The organism is Sphingomonas melonis (assembly GCF_013409985.1).
Classification (GTDB): Bacteria; Pseudomonadota; Alphaproteobacteria; order Sphingomonadales; family Sphingomonadaceae; genus Sphingomonas; species Sphingomonas melonis_A.
This window is the reverse complement of sequence record NZ_JACCBY010000003.1, coordinates 386,900-409,928: the sequence shown is the minus strand read 5'-3', so window position 1 is coordinate 409,928 and position 23,029 is coordinate 386,900. Positions and strand designations below refer to the sequence as shown.

24 protein-coding genes are annotated in these 23,029 nt (G+C 69.2%); 10 read left to right on the top strand and 14 right to left on the bottom strand.

What is annotated here, in order from left to right:
- Positions 1 to 120: 120 nt before the first annotated feature.
- On the top strand, positions 121 to 624 hold the full coding sequence (locus HD841_RS12770; RefSeq protein ID WP_179509243.1) for a GNAT family N-acetyltransferase: 504 nt from the start codon (positions 121 to 123) through the stop codon (positions 622 to 624).
- A gap of 67 nt (positions 625 to 691) precedes the next feature.
- Here the strand turns inward: HD841_RS12770 and HD841_RS12765 are convergent, their stop codons facing one another.
- Positions 692 to 1,111 (bottom strand): phasin family protein, encoded by a 420-nt coding sequence (locus HD841_RS12765; RefSeq protein WP_179509242.1) that lies wholly within the window; start codon positions 1,109 to 1,111, stop codon positions 692 to 694.
- A 143-nt stretch (positions 1,112 to 1,254) separates the two neighbouring features.
- Between HD841_RS12765 and HD841_RS12760 the strand changes: the two genes are divergently transcribed.
- Positions 1,255 to 1,440: a hypothetical protein gene (locus HD841_RS12760; RefSeq protein ID WP_179509241.1), complete on the top strand. Its 186-nt coding sequence runs from the start codon at positions 1,255 to 1,257 to the stop codon at positions 1,438 to 1,440.
- A gap of 22 nt (positions 1,441 to 1,462) precedes the next feature.
- Here the strand turns inward: HD841_RS12760 and HD841_RS12755 are convergent, their stop codons facing one another.
- The 6 genes from HD841_RS12755 to HD841_RS12730 form a co-directional block, all read right to left on the bottom strand.
- Positions 1,463 to 1,936 (bottom strand): hypothetical protein, encoded by a 474-nt coding sequence (locus HD841_RS12755; RefSeq protein WP_257015511.1) that lies wholly within the window; start codon positions 1,934 to 1,936, stop codon positions 1,463 to 1,465.
- On the bottom strand, positions 1,933 to 2,400 hold the full coding sequence (locus HD841_RS12750; protein WP_179509240.1) for a hypothetical protein: 468 nt from the start codon (positions 2,398 to 2,400) through the stop codon (positions 1,933 to 1,935). The genes HD841_RS12755 and HD841_RS12750 overlap by 4 nt, the downstream gene beginning before the upstream one ends.
- A 45-nt stretch (positions 2,401 to 2,445) precedes the next feature.
- Positions 2,446 to 2,811: a hypothetical protein gene (locus HD841_RS12745; RefSeq protein ID WP_179509239.1), complete on the bottom strand. Its 366-nt coding sequence runs from the start codon at positions 2,809 to 2,811 to the stop codon at positions 2,446 to 2,448.
- 43 nt (positions 2,812 to 2,854) lie between these two features.
- Positions 2,855 to 3,445 carry a helix-turn-helix domain-containing protein gene (locus HD841_RS12740; protein ID WP_373563013.1) on the bottom strand — a complete coding sequence of 197 codons (591 nt, stop codon included), beginning with the start codon at positions 3,443 to 3,445 and terminating at the stop codon, positions 2,855 to 2,857.
- A gap of 211 nt (positions 3,446 to 3,656) precedes the next feature.
- Positions 3,657 to 3,947 (bottom strand): hypothetical protein, encoded by a 291-nt coding sequence (locus HD841_RS12735; protein WP_179509238.1) that lies wholly within the window; start codon positions 3,945 to 3,947, stop codon positions 3,657 to 3,659.
- A gap of 620 nt (positions 3,948 to 4,567) precedes the next feature.
- Entirely contained in the window at positions 4,568 to 5,125 is a 558-nt protein-coding gene (locus tag HD841_RS12730; protein ID WP_179509237.1) for a hypothetical protein, read from the bottom strand.
- Between the two features lie 177 nt (positions 5,126 to 5,302).
- On the opposite strand from HD841_RS12730, the gene HD841_RS12725 reads away from it, so the two are divergent.
- The 3 genes from HD841_RS12725 to HD841_RS12715 all read left to right on the top strand — a co-directional run bounded on the left by HD841_RS12725 (position 5,303) and on the right by HD841_RS12715 (position 9,429).
- Entirely contained in the window at positions 5,303 to 5,944 is a 642-nt protein-coding gene (locus tag HD841_RS12725) for a L,D-transpeptidase family protein (RefSeq protein WP_257015509.1), read from the top strand.
- 152 nt (positions 5,945 to 6,096) lie between these two features.
- Entirely contained in the window at positions 6,097 to 8,781 is a 2,685-nt protein-coding gene (gene acnA, locus HD841_RS12720; protein ID WP_179509236.1) for an aconitate hydratase AcnA, read from the top strand.
- Between the two features lie 174 nt (positions 8,782 to 8,955).
- Positions 8,956 to 9,429 (top strand): DUF2141 domain-containing protein, encoded by a 474-nt coding sequence (locus tag HD841_RS12715; protein WP_179509235.1) that lies wholly within the window; start codon positions 8,956 to 8,958, stop codon positions 9,427 to 9,429.
- Between the two features lie 42 nt (positions 9,430 to 9,471).
- Here HD841_RS12715 and mtnP read toward each other — a convergent pair whose 3' ends face one another.
- The 7 genes from mtnP to HD841_RS12680 form a co-directional block, all read right to left on the bottom strand.
- Positions 9,472 to 10,338, bottom strand: coding sequence for an S-methyl-5'-thioadenosine phosphorylase (mtnP, locus tag HD841_RS12710; protein ID WP_179509234.1), 867 nt, complete (start codon positions 10,336 to 10,338; stop codon positions 9,472 to 9,474).
- Positions 10,335 to 11,729, bottom strand: a complete 1,395-nt coding sequence (locus HD841_RS12705) for an amino acid permease (RefSeq protein ID WP_179509233.1) — start codon at positions 11,727 to 11,729, stop codon at positions 10,335 to 10,337. The genes mtnP and HD841_RS12705 overlap by 4 nt, the downstream gene beginning before the upstream one ends.
- Positions 11,730 to 12,093: 364 nt before the next feature.
- A complete protein-coding gene (locus tag HD841_RS12700; protein WP_179509232.1) occupies positions 12,094 to 12,891 on the bottom strand; it encodes a transporter in 798 nt (265 codons plus the stop codon).
- The gene (gene xth / locus HD841_RS12695; RefSeq protein ID WP_179509231.1) at positions 12,888 to 13,658 is read right to left on the bottom strand and encodes an exodeoxyribonuclease III; all 771 of its coding nucleotides are present in this window, start codon (positions 13,656 to 13,658) and stop codon (positions 12,888 to 12,890) included. Before xth ends, HD841_RS12700 begins: the two co-directional genes overlap by 4 nt.
- Before the next feature lie 3 nt (positions 13,659 to 13,661).
- The gene (gene erpA, locus HD841_RS12690) at positions 13,662 to 13,997 is read right to left on the bottom strand and encodes an iron-sulfur cluster insertion protein ErpA (RefSeq protein ID WP_179509230.1); all 336 of its coding nucleotides are present in this window, start codon (positions 13,995 to 13,997) and stop codon (positions 13,662 to 13,664) included.
- 465 nt (positions 13,998 to 14,462) lie between these two features.
- Positions 14,463 to 15,701, bottom strand: coding sequence for an SLC13 family permease (locus HD841_RS12685; protein ID WP_179509229.1), 1,239 nt, complete (start codon positions 15,699 to 15,701; stop codon positions 14,463 to 14,465).
- Between the two features lie 89 nt (positions 15,702 to 15,790).
- A complete protein-coding gene (locus HD841_RS12680; protein WP_179509228.1) occupies positions 15,791 to 17,050 on the bottom strand; it encodes an MFS transporter in 1,260 nt (419 codons plus the stop codon).
- Positions 17,051 to 17,768: 718 nt separating this feature from the next.
- Between HD841_RS12680 and HD841_RS12675 the strand changes: the two genes are divergently transcribed.
- The 5 genes from HD841_RS12675 to HD841_RS12655 all read left to right on the top strand — a co-directional run bounded on the left by HD841_RS12675 (position 17,769) and on the right by HD841_RS12655 (position 22,440).
- Positions 17,769 to 19,517: a DEAD/DEAH box helicase gene (locus tag HD841_RS12675; RefSeq protein WP_179509227.1), complete on the top strand. Its 1,749-nt coding sequence runs from the start codon at positions 17,769 to 17,771 to the stop codon at positions 19,515 to 19,517.
- 12 nt (positions 19,518 to 19,529) lie between these two features.
- Positions 19,530 to 19,988: a YaiI/YqxD family protein gene (locus tag HD841_RS12670; RefSeq protein WP_179509226.1), complete on the top strand. Its 459-nt coding sequence runs from the start codon at positions 19,530 to 19,532 to the stop codon at positions 19,986 to 19,988.
- A 182-nt stretch (positions 19,989 to 20,170) separates the two neighbouring features.
- Complete coding sequence (locus HD841_RS12665; RefSeq protein WP_257015557.1) at positions 20,171 to 21,169, top strand: hypothetical protein; 999 nt, start codon at positions 20,171 to 20,173, stop codon at positions 21,167 to 21,169.
- A 215-nt stretch (positions 21,170 to 21,384) separates the two neighbouring features.
- Positions 21,385 to 21,726, top strand: coding sequence for a hypothetical protein (locus HD841_RS12660; protein WP_179509224.1), 342 nt, complete (start codon positions 21,385 to 21,387; stop codon positions 21,724 to 21,726).
- A gap of 303 nt (positions 21,727 to 22,029) precedes the next feature.
- A complete protein-coding gene (locus tag HD841_RS12655) occupies positions 22,030 to 22,440 on the top strand; it encodes a hypothetical protein (protein WP_179509223.1) in 411 nt (136 codons plus the stop codon).
- The last annotated feature ends 589 nt before the right edge of the window (positions 22,441 to 23,029 follow it).

Here is a 23,029-nt window from a genome sequence, read left to right as displayed (position 1 = left end):
CATCCCCGATGGTTAGGGGATGATGACGACGTGTCGATCCCCTGCCCCGCACGCGCCGACCCCGGCGATCCCCGGCGGACCCGGACGGCTGCCGACACGCACCAAACGGGAGTTGCCTGCGTGAGCCATACCATCCGCCGCTTCCGCCCGACCGACGATGCGGCGATGCTCGCCTTCGCCGCGACCTTGCCCGAGCACGACCTGCTGTTCCTCGGTCGCGACCTGCGCCACGAGCGGGTCATCGAGGCGTGGCAGCAGGCGATCGGCGAAGGCTGGATCGACAGCCTCGTCGCAGAGGATGGCGGCCGCATCGTGGCGACCGGTGCGCTGGTCCGCGACCCGCTCGGCTGGAGCGGCCATGTCGGCGAGATCCGGCTGCTGGTCGCCACCGACCGGCGCGGCGCGGGGCTCGGTGGCGATCTGCTCGAGGCGCTACTCGCGATTGCCCGCGCGCATGGCCTCGCCAAGCTCAGCGCGACGATGACGCCCGATCAGCTCGCCTCGATCGCGCTGTTCGAGGGATTGGGGTTCCAGCGCGAAGCGCTGCTCGCCGGCCATGTCCGCGCGCGCGACGGCGTCGCGCACGACCTGCTCATCCTCGCCCGCCCGATCCCGGTCGGCTGACGCCCCTCTCCCACCGGGAGAGGGAGGGACGTCGCATGTGACCGCCGGGACCGGTGCGGCCGGTGGCTCAGCCCGGCTTGGATTCGCCACCCGGACGCAGCGGCGACACCGCCTCGCGGCCGAACTGCATGATCAGCTCGCCCATTTCCCGCGCCTGGTTCATCGACCGCTGCCCCTGTTCGCGCAGATACTCGCCCTGGATGCGCAACACGTCGCTGAGGTCCTTGGCCTTGGCGGCCTCGCGCATCGCCTCGAACGCCTGCCGCGAATTCTGCTCGGCCTGCTCGATGATCTTGAGGCCGATCGTCGCGCCATTGTCCGCCGCCTTCTGGCCGGACGCGCGCATCGCCTCGCCCGCGCGCCGTGCGGGGTCGATCACATGGTCGGAAAAGGTCGCGCGTGCCCGCTCGGCGGCATCACGCATCGCGTCTGCCGCGCCCGCAGCCGTACCTGCACCGCCTGCCGTCGCACCGACATCCTCGACCATGATCGCTCTCCTCTTATCCTGGGGCGGCGCCCACCGGCGCCCGTTAACGTACCGCAGCATCAACGTTTAAGGAGTAGCTTGGCTCCGGACAGCCGTCGCGCCTGACGTTGCGTCCTGCTTGCGTACCGGTAGAAGGCCAATGCATGTCCACCACCCAAGACTCGCTGCCGCCCCGCATCCGCGGCGAACTGCTCTACCGCGCGATCGGCCTCGGCGAGGAACTGATCCGGCTGTCCGATGACCTGGGCCTCGCCGTCGCCGGCCTGCACATCTGTCAGGGTGTCGAGGTGATGCGCGAAGAGGCCGACCGACTGCTCAGCCGGACCTGACGCCCGGCATCACGCCCGCGCATCACGCCGCGGCGATACAGCGCAGGGTGAAGACCATGCCCTCGTCGGTCAGCGCGACCGGTGTCGTATCGCGCGCGCCGGCGCCGTCCCAGCGGATCAGCCCGCGCGCCTGCATCACCTGCAGCCAGCGCCTGCCGACCGCGGCACGCACGCCGGTTTCGGCGAGCAACGGCCCGCTGGTCACCGTCCGCCCTTCCTCATAGGCGACGAAGAGGATCAGCAGGATGTCCCAGCCGGGTTCGCCGAACAGTTCGGCGAGCGGCCCCGCCGCCGCGTCGCGGCTGCGCCGCTGCGCGAGCAGCGCACGGGCGCGATCGGCATCGTCGGGCTCCTCGGGTCCGACGAACGCGGAAGCGACGATCTCGCCGCGCCCCTGCGCCGCCGCGGTGCGCACGCGCGAGATGGCAGCGACGAGGCGCTCATGGTTTTCGCGGTCACGGTCGGGCCAGCGCAGCAGCCGGATATCGGTGTTCATGAATGTTCATAGTCCGGTGTACGCAGCGGCGACCAGTCACGATCGCTGCCAAAACGGGCCAAGCGGTGGCGATGCCGCAACGCGCCGACCGCGAGCAGCACGAGCATGGGATAGGCGATCTTGGCGCTCGCCCCGGCATACATCCATGGCACCAGATTGGGCTCCAGCGCCTTCACGCCATGGATCGCGATGGTGATCAGGTGCAGCGCGGCGACGTACAACGGCCAGAACCGGTCGGCGCGCAGGGCGATGCACACCAGGCCGAGCAAGACGGCGCAATCGACCGCAAGGATCATCATATGCACCGAATGGTAGCTGATATGCGGCTGAAACGGCAACAAAAACGTCATTGTCGCGCCGGCGAGGAAGACCGCCGCCGTCCACCGTTCGGGCGCCCCCCCCGCCACCAGGGCATAGGCGCACGCACCGAACAGGACGACATTGAAGAGGATGACATGTGTCATGGCTTGACCGGCCAAAGGAGCAATCTGGTGGCCAAGCCATGACACCTAGGCGGCAACGCGCAGATGACTGGCGTCGACGCCCGTCGGGGCGAAGTCGGGCTTCGGCTGTTCATCGCCGAAACTCGTCTCGTACCCGATCTGCTTGCCCACCTTCTCGATGACCCGGTGACCGGCGACGGTGTGACCGCGCGCCGTACCGATGGCGAGAATGGCTTGACTGAGAACTTCGAAGGCCTGCTGTCCGGCGATCGCCGGCAGGTTGGCCGCATGGCGTGCGCGCGGCAGCGCGGCGAGCAGCTCGCCGCCGGTCGCAAAGGCTTCGTCCAGCTGCGTCTCCAGCTGCCACAACAGCGCGGCGACGGCATCGGCTGCAACCTGGGAATTCGCATAACGGACGTTTGCGTAGGACATGGCCACCTTTCCACCCCCCCGAAGAGGTGCTTTCGCTGAAACATCAGGAAAGGCGGCGGGCGATCGTCTCGATGATGCCGGTGAGGACCTGGAGCCCGGTCATCAGCATGCCGAACCCGATGGCGAGGCTGATGGCGATGGCCGGTATCCAGATCAACCGGTCGCCGACCGAAAGGTCGTTGCCCCGCTGTCCCTTCCGCCGGACGGGCAGCCGTAGTCCCGGGGAGCGCTGCCTCAAAGGCGGCTCCCCGGAAACCCCCGGTGCCCTGACGATCGTCTCGTCCGGCACCACCGGCAATGGCAGGTCGATCACCGGATCGACTAGCCGTGCAGAATCACCCCCCATTTTATGGGGGGCGGTTTCCGGCGCATCCGCGGCGGCAATCGCGGCATTTTCGGGGGGCGGGGGCAGCGGGCTGGCCGTCGCCTCCTCGTGCGCGGCGAGGCGCAGCGCGGCGTCGCGCCGGTTGCGCGCGCCGATGACCTTCACCGCCTCGGTCAGATATTTGTCGACGGTGCTCTTTTCGATGCCGAGCTCGTCGGCGATCTCCTTCGATCCCTTGAGCTCGCGCACGCCGCGCAGGCACTCGCGATGGCGGCGCGTCAGGCGATGGAAGGGGGCGGTGTCGGTCACTTCGCCCCTGTCCCGCGGGACGGCGGGCGACGCAAGCGGTTCACCATCCACGGCGGTCGTTTCACCGGGGCGGGAAGGTCCAACATTTCGGTCGGTCGACATGCGGAGCGCTGCGGGCAAGATCGTCATTTCACACGGTGTTGGAGGATCGCCTCCTACCGCGCTTCACCCGCCGCCGCCAGCATCGTGCGGGCGGCGGCGGGCGTTCGGATCAATCCTGTGCGGGCTTGGCGGCTTTCTTGCGCGCCGCCTTGCCGCTATTCGCCTTCTTGCCATGGCGCGTGGCGACCGGCGGCTTGTCGCCACGCAGCAGCGGCACGGCGATCGCCGCGGCGGCACCGGCGAGGATCGTGCCGCCAATCGCCAGCCACGCGCCGGTGCCGAGGCCGCCCGACTGCGGCTTGCCCGACTTGCCCGACTTCGGTGGCTTGGGCGGCGCCTTGTCCCCGCGATGCTCGTCGTGATGGTCGTCGTCGTGATGGACCGGGCCGGCGTGTTTCATGGCGGAACTCGGAATGTGGGACATGGATGATCCTTTCTGCGCCATCCAACCCCATCCCCCGACGCAATGTTCCGCGACCGCAACGCTTTGGTCGCTCGCCGCCTCGGGGCTCATCGATCACCGGATCGGCAATTTGCGGAATTGTTCGCGCAGAGGCGCGGAGGACGCAGAGGTATATCGCGCGGGGCAGCCCGTACGCGCTCATCACAAAGTGTGTCGGACCGCGCCGCGGACGCCCACAAGCGCAACACCTCTGCGTCCTCCGCGCCTCTACGCGCACGATCCTCTTTGGTTGGCATGCGCTTCCGCACGTGGCGCGCGGAGATTCGTTCTGAACCGGACATTCAGCCCGATCCCCCCGGAAGGGCTATTGCTTATGGCTGCAATGATTGAGGTTCGATCGGCTTCCTTCCCGTATCCGTCACCCCGGACTTGTTCCGGGGTCCACCCTGCGGCGAGGAGAAAGGCTTGATGGGATACCGTTCTCCTGCGGACCGGTGGACCCCGGAACAAGTCCGGGGTGACGGGTGGAGGTGGAAGGCGGCGGACTCGAGCGAACGTCCATGTGCGACAGCCCTGCTCTAACGGAGAGGAGTGTTCCCCCGAGCTTGCATGTCGATCTAACCCTCGCCGCCCTTCCAGCGGCGCATCGCACGCGCGTAGGAGTCGGCCGCCGCCTGCTGCGCCTCCGCCAGCGCCGTGCGTTCGTCCTGCTGCGCGCGCTCCATCGCCCGGCGGCGCTTGGCGAGTTGCGCCTCCTCGGCCCGCAAGGCGCGATCCTCGCTGCGATGCCGCGCCTCCGCCTCCGACAGCGCCCGGTCGGCGGCATCGAGCGCATGCCGGTCCGGCTTGGGTGCAGGCTTCGGCGCCGGCTTCGGCCGCGCCTTGGGCGCCGGCGCGTCCGCCTCGTCAGCCTGCGGGGCACGTGGCGTCCGCGCCGGCGTCTCCGGCAGCGCCGCGATCTGCTCGGCCGCACTGCCGCGCGAACGCTTGATGACGGTGCCCGGCTGCGCCAGCGGCGCTTCGGTCAGCGCAGGGTCGGTCACCACCTCGGCGATACCGCGCGCGAAGAGGTCCCGCTCGCTGCCCCAGGCCTGCAACGCCGCCTTCTGGCTCGCCGCCGCGACATAGGCGTCATGGAACCCGATCGGAGTGCGGTAGACCTTCAGCTTCGCCATGGCCCGAACCTAACCGGGCAGGCCGCCGATGGCTTCCCCCCATTTTCGTTACCGTTGCCGCACCGGCATCACGGTTGACGCCGCGGCGCCCCGTCCCGCGCCGGCACAATGCCGTCAGCCCCTCTAGCCAAGTGCCTGCAACCAGAGCATTCCCGCTCGGTCCACCGGGAGCGCACCATGGCTGCACGTCGGGCCCTCGCGGCCAAGCTCATCCTCGCCGGCGTGGCGATCGCCGCCGCCGCCGCCGCGACCGTGCCGGCGCTGCGCCCTGCCGCCACGCCGCCGCCGCGCGCAGCCCCGACGCCGCCGCATGCCGCGCCCGCGGCACCGACGCCCCGCCCCGCGCCGCAGCCCACGCCCGATCCGCTGATGGTGAAGCGCGTGCTCGACATCGGCCCGATCGCGTTCGGCGATTATAGCTGGGACGATGCCGGGGTGCCCGCCGGCCCGCTGATCATCACCGTCGATCTCGCCGCGCAGACGCTTTCCGTCTTCCGCGACGGCTATGAGATCGGCGCCACCGCGATCCTCTACGGCGCGGACGACAAGCCGACTCCGCTCGGCAGCTTCCCGATCCTGATGAAGGACGCGCACCACGTCTCCAGCCTCTACGGCGCGCCGATGCCCTATACGATGCGGCTGACCGACGACGGCGTCGCGGTTCACGGCACCGAAGTCGCCTGGGGCTATGCCACGCACGGCTGTATCGGCGTGCCCACCGCCTTCGCCAAACTGCTGTTCCGCGAGGCGAAGGTCGGCGACCGCGTCATCATCACCCGCGGCAAGACGCTGGCGACCGGGCAAACGCTCGCCTCTTGAGAGTCATCCGCAGGTGGGCATAGGCGCTTCCCCCATCGGATCGCCCTTGCTAAGGCCGCCGCGACATACGCTTTCGCTGAAGCGCTCTCGCGCGCCCGCGCGGCCCTCTGGCCGCCTCCCCGAGCGCCCTGGGCCAAATAGAAGGGATCATAATGACCGCCATCGGCCAGGACAGCCTGAACACCCGCACGACCCTGACGGTCGGTGACAAGAGCTACGCATACTACAGCCTCGAAAAGGCTGCGGAGAAGTTCGGCGACATCAGCCGCCTGCCCTTCTCGATGAAGGTGCTGCTCGAGAATATGCTGCGCTTCGAGGACGGCAAGACCGTCACCGAGGCCGACGTGCAGGCGATCATCGACTGGCAGAAGGAGCGCCGCTCCGACCGCGAGATCCAGTATCGCCCGGCGCGCGTGCTGATGCAGGATTTCACCGGCGTGCCCTGCGTCGTCGATCTCGCCGCGATGCGCGACGCGATCACCAAGCTCGGCGGCGACGCCGCCAAGATCAACCCGCAGGTGCCCGTCCACCTCGTCATCGATCACTCGGTGATGGTCGACGAGTTCGGCACGCCGCAGGCGTTCGAGGATAACGTCGACCTCGAATATCAGCGCAACGGCGAGCGCTACGAATTCCTGAAATGGGGTTCGGCCGCACTCGACAATTTCAAGGTCGTGCCGCCGGGCACCGGCATCTGCCATCAGGTCAACCTGGAATATATCGGCCAGGCAGTCTGGTCGTCGGAGAGCGTCGGCGAGCACGGTGACGGCACGCCGGTCGCCTACCCCGACACGCTCGTCGGCACCGACAGCCACACGACGATGATCAACGGCCTCGGCGTGCTCGGCTGGGGCGTCGGCGGCATCGAGGCCGAAGCGGCGATGCTCGGCCAGCCGGTGTCGATGCTGATCCCCGAGGTCGTCGGCTTCAAGCTGACCGGCGCGTTGCGCGAAGGCATCACCGCCACCGATCTGGTGCTCACCGTCACGCAGATGCTGCGCGCCAAGGGCGTGGTCGGCCGCTTCGTCGAATTCTTCGGCCCCGGCCTGTCGTCGATGACGCTCGCCGACCGTGCGACGATCGCCAACATGGCGCCCGAATATGGCGCGACCTGCGGCTTCTTCCCGATCGACGACAAGACGATGGACTATATGCGCCTCACCGCGCGGTCCGAGGACAATATCGCGCTGGTCGAGGCTTATGCCAAGGCGAACGGCTTCTGGCGTCACGACGACGCGCCCGAGCCGCTGTTCACCGATACGCTCGAACTCGACATGGGCACCGTCACCGCGTCGCTCGCCGGCCCGAAGCGTCCGCAGGACCGCGTCAGCCTCGGCAAGGTGGACGAGGTGTTCAACGGCGATCTGTTCAAGATCTACCACAAGGAGCGCCCGCAGCGCGTCGAGGTCGCCGAGCGCGGCCATGACATCGGCGACGGCGACGTCGTGATCGCGGCGATCACCAGCTGCACCAACACCTCGAACCCGTCGGTGCTCGTCGCCGCCGGCCTCGTCGCGCGCAAGGCGAACGCGCTCGGCCTCAAGCCCAAGCCCTGGGTCAAGACGTCGCTCGCGCCCGGTTCGCAGGTGGTCACCGACTATCTCAACAAGGCCGGCCTGACCGAGGATCTCGACGCGATCGGCTTCAACCTCGTCGGGTACGGCTGCACCACCTGCATCGGCAATTCGGGCCCGCTGCCCGGCCCGATCTCGGCCGCGATCAACGAGAACGACCTCGTCGCCGCCTCGGTGCTGTCGGGTAACCGCAACTTCGAGGGCCGCGTCTCGCCCGACGTGCGCGCCAACTTCCTCGCCTCGCCGCCGCTCGTCGTCGCCTATGCGCTCAAGGGCACGGTGACGCTCGACATGACCGAGACGCCGCTCGGCCAGGGCAAGGACGGCCAGGACGTCTATCTGAAGGACGTGTGGCCGACCAACCAGGAGGTGGCCGACGTGATGGCCGCCAACATCGACGACACGATGTTCCGCTCGCGCTACGGCAACGTCTATGCCGGCGACGCCAAGTGGCGCAGCATCGAGGTGACCCAGTCGGACACCTATGCCTGGCCGTCGGGTTCGACCTATGTCGCCAACCCGCCCTATTTCGAGGGCATGGAGATGACCCCGAAGCCGGTCACCGACATCATCGAGGCCAAGCCGCTCGCGATCCTCGGCGACTCGATCACCACCGACCACATCTCGCCGGCCGGCTCGATCAAGGCCGACAGCCCCGCGGGCAAGTGGCTGATGGAGCGGCAGGTCAGCCGCGCCGACTTCAACAGCTATGGCGCGCGTCGCGGCAACGACCATGTCATGGTCCGCGGCACCTTCGCCAACATCCGCATCAAGAACGAGATGGTGCCGGGGATCGAAGGCGGCATGACCAAGTTCGACGGCGAGGTGATGCCGATCTTCGACGCGGCGATGCGCCACAAGGAGAATGGCACGCCGCTGGTCATCGTCGCGGGCAAGGAATATGGCACCGGCTCCAGCCGTGACTGGGCGGCGAAGGGCACCAACCTGCTCGGCGTCCGCGCGGTCATCACCGAGAGCTTCGAGCGTATCCACCGCTCGAACCTCGTCGGCATGGGCGTGCTGCCGCTCCAGTTCGCCGAGGGCGTGACGCGCCAGACGCTCGGCCTCGACGGGTCGGAGACGTTCACGATCACCGGCGTTGCCAATTTGCGTCCGCGTCAGACGGTCGAGGTCAAGCTGACCCGCGCCGACGGCAGCAGCGAGACGTTCGAGACGCGCTGCCGCATCGATACCGTCAACGAGCTGGAATATTTCCTCAACGGCGGCATCCTCCAGTACGTGCTGCGCAACCTGGCCGCATAAGCCGGGCCGCAGCGCCTGGCGCCGCAGGAATCGGGGGAGGCACCGCAAGGCGCCTCCCCTTTTTCATGCGTGACGTATCGTGCCGCGCGCGGCCTGCCACGATCCGCCAAGCCCCGGCCACACCCTCGCCACATCCCCCGGTATAATCACGCTTTTCCGGAGCGTTACCGCCGCATGGCCCGTTTCATCCTCCCGTTCGTCCTGCTGGCGCTCGCGACGCCGGCGGCCGCGCAGCACAGCACGGCCGGCTGTACCGCGGCGACGCCGCACCGGCTGCTCGTGACCGTGCGTGGCATACGCGCCGGCAGCGGCGATATCCGCGTCCAGCTCTACGACGAACCCGGCTTCCTCCAGAAAGGCCGCTGGCTCGGCCGTGTCGAGGTGCCGACCAACGGCCGCCGCACCCTCGACGTCTGCATCCCCGTGCCGCGTCCGGGAACCTATGGCGTCGCGGTCCGCCACGACGCCAACGCCAACGGCAAATCCGACGGCGGCGACGGCGGCGCCTTCTCGCGCGATCCCGCGCTGTCGCTGCTCAAGCTCAAGCCCGCCTTCCCGCAGGTCGCCATCCCCCTCGGCGCCGGGGTCAGCCGGATCACGATCACGATGAACTACCGCCACGGCTTCTCGATCGGCCCCGATCGCTGAGCGGCGGCACCCGCGCCTTGCTGGCCCGGGTGCCTCACCCGCCTACCGCAACCCCATCGCTCGCCACGCCACCGCATCGAGCTTCGCCACCAGCGCCGGATCGCGCGTCCCCTTGGCGGTGATGATCGCGCTGTCGAGGCACGTGTCGATCGGCGACGGCGTGCGTTCCGCCGGCAGCGTGCGCAGCAGCTGCACCACCATCGCGCGCGCCTTGGCGGCATTGGCGGAGAGTTGCGCGATCACCTGTGCGACATCCACCGCCGCCTCGTCGGCCCGCCAGCAGTCATAATCGGTGACCATCCCGACCAGCGCATAGGGCAGCTCCGCCTCGCGTGCGAGCTTGGCCTCCGGCATCGCGGTCATGCCGATCACATGACAGCCCCATTGCCGGTAGAGGTGGCTCTCCGCCCGCGTCGAGAAGTGCGGCCCCTCCATCGCCAGATAGGTGCCGCCGCGCGTCCCGCCGGCGCCGATCGCCGCGGCGACATGGCCGCTCAACCGCGGGCAGACGGGATCGGCCATCGAGACATGGGCGACGCAGCCGGTGCCGAAGAAGCTCGACGCGCGCCCCTTGGTCCGGTCGATGAACTGGTCGACGATCGTGAAGCTGCCCGGCGGCCGCGCCTCGACCAGCGAGCCGACCGACGACACCGCGAGCACGTCGGTGACGCCGAGCCGCTTGAGCGCGTCGATATTGGCGCGCGCGTTGATCGCCTCGGGGCTGATGCGGTGGCCGCGGCCGTGGCGTGGCAGGAACGACACCGCGACAGGCCCGACCCGCCCGCTGTAGATCGCGTCCGACGGCGCCCCCCAGGGCGTCGTGACCTCGACCCAGTGGCCGTCCTCGACGCCCTCGACATCGTAGAGGCCCGAGCCGCCGATGATCCCGATATGCCAGCCGCTCGTCACCGCGCGATCTCCGCCCGGCCACGGGCATAGAGGAAATAGACCAACAGCCCGAAGGCGTTCCAGCCGAAGAAGGCGACCTGCGTGCGCACCTGCAAACTGGTGAACAGGTACAGGCAGCCGGCGATCGCCAGCGGCGCGACGACGATGGCGAGCGGGGTACGGAACGGCCGCCGCGCATCGGGATCGCGCCGCCGCGAGACGAGCACGCAGGCCGCCACCGCGATGAAGGCGCACAGCGTGCCCGCATTGGCGAGGCTGGCGATCACGTCGAGCGGCGCGAGCCCGGCGATGACCGCGACGAACACCGCGGTCATCGCGGTGATCCGCTTCGGCGTGCCGCGCTTGTCGACCTTGGCGAGGCTGACCGGCAGGAAGCCGTCACGCGCCATCACGAGGAAGATGCGGCTCTGCCCGTAGAGGAAGGCGAGCAGCACCGTCGGCAGCGCGATCGCCGCGGCGGCGGCGACCACCGTCGCCACCCGCGGCTGGCCGAGCTCGCGCAGGATCAGCGCCAGCGGCTCCGGGCTGCTGCCGAACCGGGTATAGCTCAGCGCGCCGACCGCGGCGGTGGCGACGATCATGTAGATCGCGGTGCACGCCAGCATCGACCCGACGATGCCGATCGCCAGGTCGCGCTCGGGGTTCTTCGCCTCCTCGGCCGCGGTCGAGATCGCGTCGAAGCCGTAGAAGGCGAAGAAGATGATCGCCGCCGCGCCCATCACGCCATATTTCACGCCCCCCGCCCCGGTCGGGCTGCCGAAGCCGTAGGGGGTGAACGGATGCAGGTTGGCGGCATCGAAATGCGGCAGCGCGACGCCGACGAACAGCGCCAGCGTCACGATCTTGATCAGCACCAGCACGGTGTTGATCCGCGCGCTCTCGCGCGTGCCGAGCATCAGCAGCCCGGCGACCACGGCGATGATCGCCACGGCCGGCAGGTTGACGACGCCGCCCAGCCCCGGCCCGCTCGCCAGCGCCACAGGCACCGTCACGCCCAGCCCCTTGAGGAACCCGACCGCATAGCCCGACCAGCCGACGGCGACGGTCGATACGACCAGCGAATATTCGAGGATCAGGCTCCACCCGACCACCCAGGCGATCACCTCTCCCAGCGTCGCATAGCTGTAGGTATAGGCCGATCCCGACGCGGGGATCATCGTCGCCATTTCGGCATAGCAGAGCGCCGCGCAGGCGCAGATCGCACCGGCGACGACGAAGGCGACGATCACCGCCGGCCCGGCACGGTCCGCCCCGACGCCGATCAGCGTGAGGATGCCGGTCCCGACGATCGCGCCGACCCCCAGCGCGACGAGGTGCGGCCAGCCCAGCGTACGCGCGAGCTGCTGCTCGGGCGGCCGGGGATGGATCGTCTTGCGACGCAATAAACTCATGCGGTCCCTCCCTTGGTGGCGGAGGTATAGGCCGTCGCCCGGCACCTGTAAGCCCCTCCCCTCGAGGGGCGGGTCAATCGCATATGGCTACACGGATAGGGTTCGATCCCTCATCGGATCCGTCACCCCGGACTTGTTCCGGGGTCCACTCTGCGGCGAGGAGAAGAGCTTGATTCGACACGCGCCTCTTGCGGCGGGGTGGACCCCGGAACAAGTCCGGGGTGACGGCGTGGGCTTGGACGTCAGCGCGCGTCATAGGCGATAGCCTGCCCTTCAGGGGAAGGGCCGGGGGAGTCATCCAGCGTGGCTCTCGGCGAAACACGCCCCACCCCCAACCCCTCCCCTGAAGGGAGGACTTGAACACTCAGAACCGCCGCGAGATCCCCGCTGCCAGCTCCACATCCGGCGCCGCATGGTTGAGCCCCAGCGTCGTCTGCATGTCGAACTGCCAGTCTTTCCGCGGTTTCCACGTCACCGAGGCGGCGCTCAGCCATTGCGTGCTGCGCTCGTCCGGGTCCTCGTCGCGGATCACCTGCGCTTCGAGCGCCGCCGAGACCGTCTTGGCCAATTTGACGGTCGCGCCCCCCGCACTGCTGTAGCGCAGATGCCGTCCGGCGCGTTCCTCGTCGGGCTGCGCGTCGATCTCGGGCGTCGCATCGAGATGCACCGTATCGTTGAGGCGGAAGGTGACCGGCACCAGCACACCCCCGCCCGCAACGCGCGACCCGATCGTGCTGCCGCCAACCGGCAGCGTCACATAGGGCAGCAGCGACAGCGACAGGCCGTTGCCATCGGGGTGCAGCAGCCCCGCCTTCATCCCCAGCGAGACGTCGCCGCTCTGCCCGACGCGATCGATCGTCCCCGTCGCCCGGTCGCGCACCCGCTCGTGGCCATACGGCGTCCAGCCGATCCGCGCCTCGATCTGGTCGGCGACGCCGACGCGTACCAGCGTATCGCCGATCAGCACGGTATCGGTGCGGCTGTCGGGCTGGCGATCGAGCGTCCAGTCGACCACCCCCGTCTCCACCGAGACGCGGCCGCGCTCGACGACGCATGCCGGCGTGTCGAGACCGGGCCGTTCGGGGCAATAGCTCTTCTGCGCCAGCGCCGGCGCGGCGGCGAGCATCATCGCGAGCCCGCCCGCCGCGGCAAGGCGCCTCACGTCAGGCGTGCCCAGGTCGGTGCATGGTCGCTCGCCTTCTCGCGGCCGCGATACGCCTTGTCGACGCCGGCATCGACCAGCCGGTCGGCGGCCTGCGGGCTGAGCAGCAGGTGATCGATGCGGAAGCCGGCGTCGCGCTGCCACGCCCCCGCCTGATAGTCCCAGAAGGTCCACACGCCGCCGGTCGGATGCCGCGTGCGCAGCGCATCCGTCCACCCCTGCGCGACGAGCCGGCGATAGGTGGCGCGGCTCTCCGGCTGCATCAGCGCGTCGGTCGCCATCGCGCGCACCGAGAAGGTGTCGTCGTCATTCGGGATGACGTTGTAATCGCCCATCAGGACGGTCGGCACCTCTTCGTCGAGCAGCACCCGCGCGCGCGCCGCGAGCCGCTCCATCCAACGCAATTTGTAGTCGAACTTGGGGCCGGGCTGCGGATTGCCGTTGGGCAGATAGATCGACGCGACCACCAGCCCGCCGACGTCGCACTCCAGATAGCGGCTATGCTCGTCCTCGACCTCGCCGATCAGCCCGCGCTGGCGCTCGACCGGCGTCTGTCCGCGCGCGAGCACCGCGACGCCGTTGAACCCCTTCTGCCCGTGCCAGACCGCGCCATAGCCCAGCGCCTCGATATCGCCGGACGGAAAGGTGTCGTCGCTGCACTTGATCTCCTGCAGGCAGACGATGTCGGGCTGCTGCTCGGCGAGATATTCGAGCAGTCGGGGAAGGCGCGCCTTGATCCCGTTGACGTTGTAGGTGACGAGCTTCAAGCGTCAGATCGCGAAGCTGGAGCCGCAGCCGCAACCCGATGCCGCATTGGGATTCTCGACCTTGAACGCCGCGCCGCCGAGCGATTCGACATAATCGACCTGGCAGCCGCGGACGAGGTCGAGGCTGACGCTGTCGACCACCAGCCGCACGCCGTCGGTTTCGGCGACGGTATCGTCGCCTTCGGGCGCATCGGCGAAGCCGAACTTGTACTGGAACCCCGAACAGCCGCCGCCATCGACCGACAGGCGGAGGATCGCGGGCTTGTTCTGCTTGCCGGCAATCGCCGCGACCCGCGCCGCCGCGGCAGGAGTGAGCAGGATCTCGGGTGCGCTAGCCATGCCGGGGAGATAGGCGCGGCGAGGGCGCGGGGCAACAGGGGATGGCGGCGGTTGCTGTTCGCGCTGGCGACCGTGAGGGGGGCTGCGGGTTGGTTGAGCAACACCGCGCGCTGTGCCCTGCCGTCACGCCGTCGGCCTGCCCCTCTGGCGGGCAAGGCAATCGCATAGAGCTGCGCGGATGGGGCTCGATCGGCTTGTTCATCCGATTCGTCACCCCGGATTTGTTCCGGGGTCCACCCCACCGCAAGAGAATCGTGTCGAATCAAGCCCCTCTCCTCGCCGCAGAGTGGACCCCGGAACAAGTCCGGGGTGACGGAGTGGGCGTGGAAATCGACGCGCGTCCAATGCGATCGCCCTGCCTGCCGGAGAAGGAATCCGGGTCGTCGGCAAGAGTTGACACAGCGCGCTAAACCGGCGCCTCTCCATCCTCCCGCGCTCCCGCGGAAGTGCAGGGCCGGTCACGCCCTACCCCATCACCACCCGCACCCCGATCGCCAGCACCAGCGCCGGCACGGTCGTCACCACGCCGACGCGCAGGAACTGCAGGAAGGTCACATTCTCTCCCTCGCGGCGGATCGCGATCAGCCACAGGATCGTCGCGAGCGATCCCGTGATCGACAGGTTCGGCCCGAGATCGACCCCGATCAGCAGCGCATCGACCACCAGCGCCGGCGGATGCGCCGCCGCGATCGTCTGCGCCGCGATCAACCCCGCGGGCAGGTTGTTGACGAGGTTGCTGCCCACCGCGAGCATCCCGCCCGCCGCCGCGGCCGCCAGCCGCGGATCGGCCGCCGCCGCGCCAGAGAGCTGCGCGGCGAGCCAGCCGATCAGCCCGGTCTCGGCAAGCGCTTCGACCATCACGAACAATCCGGCGACGAGCAGCAGCACCAGCCACGACACGCCCTTGACCAGCGGCAGGAGCGACTCGCGCGCGCGCAGCTGCACCACCAGCGCGGTGACCACGCCCGCACCGAACGTCGGCCAGCCGAGATCCCAGCCCAGCGCCGACGCCACCGTCAGCAGCACCGCCGTCGCGCCGATGCCGATCAGCGCCATCCGCCCGTTGCCCGACAGCGCCGCCGCCTCGCCGCGCTCCGCCCGCCCGGCAAGGTCGCGGCGGAACAGCCAGCGCAGCCCCAGATAGGTCGCACCGATCGCCAATATCGACGGCAGCGCGAACGCCGCCAGCCACGCGCCGAGCCGCGGCAGCGCGCTGGCGTAGAGCACCAGATTGGCCGGGTTGGAGATCGGCAGCACGAAGCTCGCCGCATTGGCGACCAGCGCACAGGCGAACAGCAGCGGCAGCGGCGCCACCTTCGCCTGTCGCGCGACCGCATAGACCGCCGGGGTCAGCACCACCGCCGTCGCGTCGTTCGACAGGAACACCGTCACCGCCACCCCGACGAGGAAGACCAGGGTGAACAGCCGCGCCGCCGAGCCGTCGGCGCCCGCCGCGGCACGATGCGCCACCCAGTCGAACACGCCATGCGCGCGCGCCGCTTCGGAGAGCAGCATCATGCCGATCAGGAACAGATAGACGTCGCCGCCCTTCAGTACCGCCGCCCAGGCGTTCGCCGGCGCGATCAGCCCGAGCGCGAGCAGCAGCAGCGCGCCGCCGACCGCCCACACCGCTTCCGGCCAGCGGAACGGCCGGATGATGACCCCGGCCGTCGCTGCCGCACAGATTCCCACGGTCGCGATCATCGCTCCCCCTTCCCCAGACAGGTCATCTTAGCGGCAGAACGCGGACGCGCGCCATCGCCGCGCCCGGCCGCCGTCCCGGCAGCGCTCCCTCACGCCGACTTCGTCTCGGGCATCGCCAGCGCATACAGCGCCAGCCCCGCACCCGCGATCCCCGCCAGCGTCAGGAAACCCGCGGCATAGCCGGCGCCGACGATGATCGTGCCGGCAAGCGAGGCGCTCAGCGCCGCGCCCAGTCCCTGCGCGGTCGCCACCGCGCCCTGGCTCACGTTGAACCGGCCGGTGCCCTTGGTCAGGTCGGCGATCACTACCGGGAACAGCGCGCCGAAGATGCCCGCCCCGACCCCGTCGAGCGCCTGCACGCCGACCAGCCACCACGGATCGTTCGACATCGTGTACAGCGCCCCGCGCGCCGCCAGCACGCCGAACGCGATCAGGAACAGCGGCTTGCGCCCCCAGGTGTCAACGGTGCGGCCGACCGCCACCGCCACCGGCACCATCACCAGCTGCGCCGCGACGATGCAGGCGGCGGTCAGCGAGGTCGCCGAATCCTTGCCCACCGTCTTGGCGAGCAACTGGCTGACCGAGGTCAGCATCGCCGCATTGGCGAGGTGGAACAGGAAGGCGATCGCCGCGAACAGCAGCAGCGGCCGGTTCTCGACCAGCACCGTCCACCCGCCCGGCTCGTCGCAGCCGTCGTCGGCCTCGCAATCGAGCCCGCGTGCCACGGCATTGTCGATATCGCCGTTCCGGATGCGCAGCGCCGCGAAGATGCTGGCGACGGTCAGCGCGCCCATCAGCCAGAACACCACCACCGGCCCGAACTTCCACGCCAGCGCGCCGGCCAGGGCCGCGGAGACGGCGTTGCCGGCATGGTTGAACGCCTCGTTGCGCCCAATCCGCTTGGAGAACAGCTTGGGCCCGAACAGCCCCAGCGTGATCGCGCTGATCGCCGGCGCGAACACGGCGCCGGCCACCGCGGCGATCGACTGCGTCGCCGCGACCATCGCGAACCCGCTGACGAACGGCAGCGACACGCTGCTCAGTGTGACCAGCAGCGCCGCAAGGATGACGATGCGCGGCTTGTTGCGGCTGCGGTCGATCAGCCCGCCCGCCGGCGTCTGCGAGATCAGCCCGACGATCCCGGCGATGGTCAGCACCGCGCCGACGGTCGCCTCATTCCAGCCATGTGCCGGCCCGCGCACCGCGAGCAGGTAGATCGCAAGATAGGGCCCGAGCCCGTCGCGGACGTCGGCGAGGAAGACGTTGAGCGCATCGAGCGTCCGCCCCGCGTCGGGCGCCGGCCGGGCGTCCGGCGCGTCGGGCCGCGCGGTGGGGGCAAGACTGGCCATAAGCGTACTCCACCGCGTTCGGCCCACTCTGGTCCTTCTCCGCGTCGGCGCTTAACGTCGATCAATGCGGGTTGATCCCGCTTCGGACCGATAAATGTTGCACAACATTGCCGGGCCGGATCGAGCCTCCACCCAGTTCCTCCCCGCTAAGGCCGGGCCATCACATATGTCGCTTCATTCAAGCGCGCCGACCTCCAAGCCCACGCCGTCACCCCGGACTTGTTCCGGTGTCCACTCTGCGGCGAGGAGAAGCGCTTGAGTCGACATCATTCTCTGGCGGCTGGGTGGACCCCGGAACGAGTTCGGGGTGACGCACCTGATGAGGAAACCGATAGACCCTCACCACCCCAGCCACATGCAATGGCCCTGCCCGCCAGGAAGCATCCGCCCCAAACCCTAGAACGTCGCCCCCCTAAACCGCCGTCCCGCCGCGCCAAATCGCCCGCCATCGCGCCGGCGAGTTGCGCCCCGCGCGGTTTCCGCCTATAGGGACAGGGCGGCCTCGCTCGGCCTCGGCTTCGCGGATTAGGCGGTGCAGGGTCTCTGGGGTCACGGAAACGGCCATGATGCGCGCGATACAAGCGCCACATTGCGTCCGTATTGCCGCCCGCGATTGGCCCGCGATCTTCACGGACTCGCGACTGTACTGTCCTCTGCCGCGCCCCAGCTTTGGCCCCGAGCCATGCTGTCGGGGCGCCGCTTCCATTTAGGTTACCCGATGCCCTTTTCTTCGCTCCCCCCGCTTCTCGCCGAAGCGCTCGTTGCCCGTGGCTACGAAGCCCCCACCGCCGTCCAGGCCTCGGTGATCGAGCCTGAGGCCGCCGGCCGCGACCTCATCGTCTCCGCCCAGACCGGTTCGGGCAAGACCGTCGCCTTCGGCCTCGCCATGGCCGCCGAGCTGATGGCCGATGGCGTGCTGCCGCCGCCGGGCAAGCCGCTCGCGCTCATCATCGCGCCGACGCGCGAGCTTGCGCTCCAGGTCAGCCGCGAGCTGATGTGGCTGTACAAGGAGGCGCATGCCCGCATCGCCACCTGCGTCGGCGGCATGGATGCCAGCAAGGAGCGTCGCTCGCTCAGCCACGGTGCGCATATCGTCGTCGGCACGCCCGGCCGTCTGCGCGACCATCTCGAGCGCGGCGCGCTCGACCTGTCGGCGCTGCGCGTCGCGGTGCTCGACGAGGCCGACGAGATGCTCGACATGGGCTTCCGCGAGGATCTCGAGCAGATCCTCGACGCCTCGCCGACCGAGCGCCGCACGCTGATGTTCTCGGCGACGATGCCGCGGCCGATCGTCGCGCTCGCCAAGCGCTACCAGCGCGACGCGCTGCGCATCTCGACCGTCGGTGAAGACCGCGGCCATGGCGACATCGCCTATCAGGCGGTCACCGTCGCGCCCGCCGACATCGAACATGCCGTCATCAACCTGCTCCGCTTCCACGAGGCGGAGACGGCGATGCTGTTCTGCGCGACGCGCGACAACGTCCGCCACCTCCACGCCAGCCTCGTCGAGCGCGGTTTCGCCGCCGTCGCGCTGTCGGGCGAGCATAGCCAGAACGAGCGCAACCAGGCGCTCCAGGCACTGCGCGACCGCCGCGCCCGCGTCTGCGTCGCCACCGACGTCGCCGCGCGCGGCATCGATCTGCCCTCGCTCAGCCTCGTCGTCCATGTCGAGATGCCGCGCGATGCCGAGACGCTCCAGCACCGTTCGGGCCGCACCGGCCGCGCCGGCAAGAAGGGCACCGCGGTGCTCATCGTCCCCTATCCGCGCCGCCGCCGCGTCGACATGATGCTCAAGCAGGCCAAGATCGCCTGCGAGTGGATCAAGGCACCCTCGGCCGACGACATCCGCGCGCAGGACCGCGAGCGACTGATCACCACGCTGCTCGCGCCGATCGAATTCGACGACGAGGATCGCGAGCTGGCGACGCGCCTGATGGCCGAGAAGAGCCCGGAGGATATCGCCGCCGCGCTCGTCCACGCGCACCGTGCCGCGATGCCGCAGGCCGAGGACCTGCTCGACTCCGCCGCCCCGCAGCAGTCCGATCGCACCCAGGGCCACCGCCCCGGCTTCGAGGACACCGTCTGGTTCCGCATGGACATCGGCCGCCGCCAGAACGCTGACCCGCGCTGGCTGCTGCCGCTGATCTGCCGCCGCGGCCATATCACCAAGGCGGAGATCGGCGCGATCCGCATCAACCCGAACGACACGATCTTCGAGGTGCCGCGCACCGTCGCCGACCGCGTCCTCGCCAGCGTCCAGCGCACCGCCAATCCGGAAAGCGACGAGGGCAGTTTGCAGATCGTCCCCTTCACCGGCAACCCGCGCGAGGCGGGCGGCAGTGACCGTGGCGAGCGTAGCGATCGTGCACCGCGCACCGGCTCGGGCGCACCGCGCGCGCGCAGCGGCCCCGGCGGCGCCCCCGCCCGCCATCAGGCGAAGCCCTATCGCAAGGGCCCGCGGGGCTAACGGGCGCGGCCGATGACCGCGGGCGTCCGCATTCTGGTCGATGCGGACGCCTGTCCGGTCAAGGACGAGATCTACAAGGTCGCCTGGCGCCGCGCAGTGCCGGTGACGGTCGTCAGCAACAGCCACTTCCGCGTGCCGCAGCATCCGCTGGTCAGCCGCGTCGTCGTCAGTGACGGCTTCGACGCCGCCGACGACTGGATCGCCGCGGCGGCGGATGCGCAGGCGGTCGTGGTCACCGCCGACATCCTGCTCGCCGACCGCTGCCTCAAGGCGGGCGCGAGCGTGTTGAGCCCGACCGGCAAGCCCTTCACCACCGCCTCGATCGGCGGCGCGATCGCGACGCGCGCGATCATGGCCGACCTGCGCGCCGGCGGCGACCAATTGGGCGGCCCCAAACCCTTCGCCGCGCAGGACCGCAGCCGCTTCCTGCAGGCGCTCGATACCATCCTGGCGAAGCTGCAACGGGGCTAAGTCGCGGGCAGCGTCCCGCGTCTTGCGCGACCCAAGGCAAAAACGACGAACTGGTATCCGACTCCGGCCCGAAGACGTAACCCGGTTGAAGGTCGCGTGCCCCAATAGGCCCGCGCAGCCATCCCAACACCTTAGCCGTCCGCCCTGTCCTATTTGGAACCGATATGGTTCGCGTGCGACTCATGAGGAACCGCCGCCCCCATCCGCCCGAAGCCCGCCCCGCCCCGGACGCCTTCGCCCCTGTCCCCCGCCTGCGCGATCGCCACGACGGCTGGACGCCCGAGCGTCAGCGCGCCTTCATCGCGGCGCTCGCCGATTGCGGCGCGGTGCGCACCGCCGCCAACATGGTCAACATGTCCGCGGAAAGCGCCTATGCGCTGCGCCGCCATCCGCAGGCCGCCAGCTTCCGCGCTGCCTGGCATGCCGCACAGGGTCTGGGCGTATTGCGCATCAAGGATGAGGCGTTCGAGCGCGCGCTTCACGGCGAACTCGTCCCGGTCATGTCCGCGGGCAAGCTGATGGGCTTCCGACGCAAGCGCAACGACCGTTTGCTGATGTTCATCCTGCACCATTACGGTGCGACGCCGGACGACCGTCGCCACACCATCCGCCACATCACCGCGCAGGCGACCGCCGTCGCCGTCGCGACCCACCCGGACGGATCGCCGTCCGCCGCCGACCCCGCTTCCACCGCCGCGCCAGCCATGACGCAGGCCGCCGCGCAGACGACGATCACCGCCGCCAGCCAGGCCGCGCCGGACGACGACGAGGCCCATGCCGCCACGCTTGCCGCTTTCGCCGGCGTGCCGCTCGACTCCGCGGCACAGGCCGAGGTGCTCGCCGCGCTCGCCGCCAACGCGGCCCGCGCCCGCGCCCTGCCGCCGGAAGACGATCCCGACATCCCCTATCTGCCGCTCGACGACGCCGGAGACCATCCTGCCCTGCTCGAAGGCGGCGGCGAGCCGCTCCCCGCCCCCTTCATCCCCGACGAACCCGATTGGCGCCTGCTCGACGACCCCGCCGCGCTCGATGCGATCGACGCCGCGACGCAGCGTGTCGCCGCCGCAAGAACCAACGGCGACTGGGACCGCGAAGGCGCGATGCTGGCCGCCGATCGCTCCCGCAAGGTGGAGCGCGACGCACAGCAGGACATTGACTGGGAAGATTACGAAGAAAAATGAGGCTTCGACCAACGCGTATTACGGCTGATCCCGGCAAGGGCGCGTACGGCCTGGTTTATCCCGGCGCCGTTCACTGCCCGCCCCAGTCGGCATCGATCAGCATCATTGGCGCAGATATCCTCTATAATGTGGAATGATGACCGGAGACTCGGTGTCGTCTTCGGACGGTTTCACGATCTTATGGCTGAAAGTCCTTGTGAATTTCGGAGGGAACGATGTCGATCACGTCTATTCTCGGCGGCAATGGTTTGAGCGCCTCCTCGGTCGGCTTGAATGCGACAAACGCACCGGGAAGGTCCGCCTCCACCCGATCATCGTCCCAGACCGATACGACGCTGCGGGCCGATCAATGGGCCGCCGATTTCCTCAAGGAAGCCAAAAAGACACCGATACAGCGCATCAGGGAGGAGATCCTCAAGCGCCACCATCTCACCGAGGCGGAGTTTGCCGCACTGCCAACCGAGGAGCAGGCCAAGATCCTGCGGGAGATCGAAGAAGCAGTCAAAGCCGCGTTGAAAAAGCAACTGTCGAAGTCCGATCCCGGACTCGTCGTATAGGACGATTGGGCGTTCAGCCCCCCGGGAGCCCCGTCACGGAGCGATCTGTGTTCCCGGAGGCGCAGGGAACGCGGACATATTGCCCCTGCGGCATCACGGGCGTGCCGGAGCCCGTTACGATGACGGCAGTACGCCGCCCGGTGCGATATTCTCCACGCCCTCGCGTGACCCTCCTTGTCCTGTACGGATCGACGCATCAGACGTGGCGATCCTACGGGGCGGCATCGTAGCCAGCCGTCCCGCCCCCCTCCCGGAACCATCACTCCTCCCGCCCATTGTCGCGGGCGTAACGAGGAGTAAGACATGTTTCGCCCCATCCTGATCGGTGCTGCGCTGATTGCCGCCCCGGTCGTCGCGCAGACCACCGCACCCGCTCCGGCGACCTCACCTGCGGCCGACGCCGCCGCTACCGAGACCGCGCCGGAAGTCGCCGCCGCCAATCGTCAGGTCGGGGCCATGGCGAGCTTCGACAATGGTGCGGTGACGGCGGTCAACGCCGCCAACGCGGCGCGCTATCAAGCGGATGTCCGCCGCTACCGGGCGGCGATGCGCGCACGCCGGCAGACCATTGCCGCCGATGCCGCGTTGCAGGCCGATCGCGAGCGCGCCTATGCGATGGCGATGGCCGATTGGCGCGATCAGGTCGCCGCCTGCAAGCGCGGCCGCACCCGCGCCTGCCGCATGCCGAGCCCCAACCCCGCCAATTACATGTAACGCCGTCCGGCCCGACCCGCCGGACCTGAAACACGCAACGCCCGACGACGATCGGGCGTCGCACGCAGCCCACCAGACGGATCGCCCCCCCCCCAATTCCTCCCCCGCCAGGGGGAGGTGGCGCGGCGAAGCCGCGACGGAGGGGGAGGTAAAAGACTTCTTTGGTGGCGTGCCCCTGCCCCACCGGCATGCCAAAGTGCCGGGGTCGCACGTGCCCCCGGAAGCGGCTTGCACCGCCACCGGCAATCCAATCCGCCCCCCCCCCCGGCCGGAGGAGAAGTTCCCCCAAACCCTAAACGTCGATCCGCCATAGGCCGGATCGACATTCAGCCTAATTTCTTCCCCTCAAGAGGAAGGACTATCGCCTATGGCTCCGGTGACGAGGTTCGAACGGCGTCCACCTCGCATCCGTCACCCCGGACTCGTTCCGGGTTCCACCGGGCCACAAGAGAACGGTGTCCCATCGAGCCTCCCCCCCTCGCCGCAGAGTGGACCCCGGAACGAGTCCGGGGTGACGGGGCGGGATTGGGAGGCAGCGGACTCAAGCGAACGTCCACACGATAGCCTTGCCCTGCCGAGGCCGGCGTGA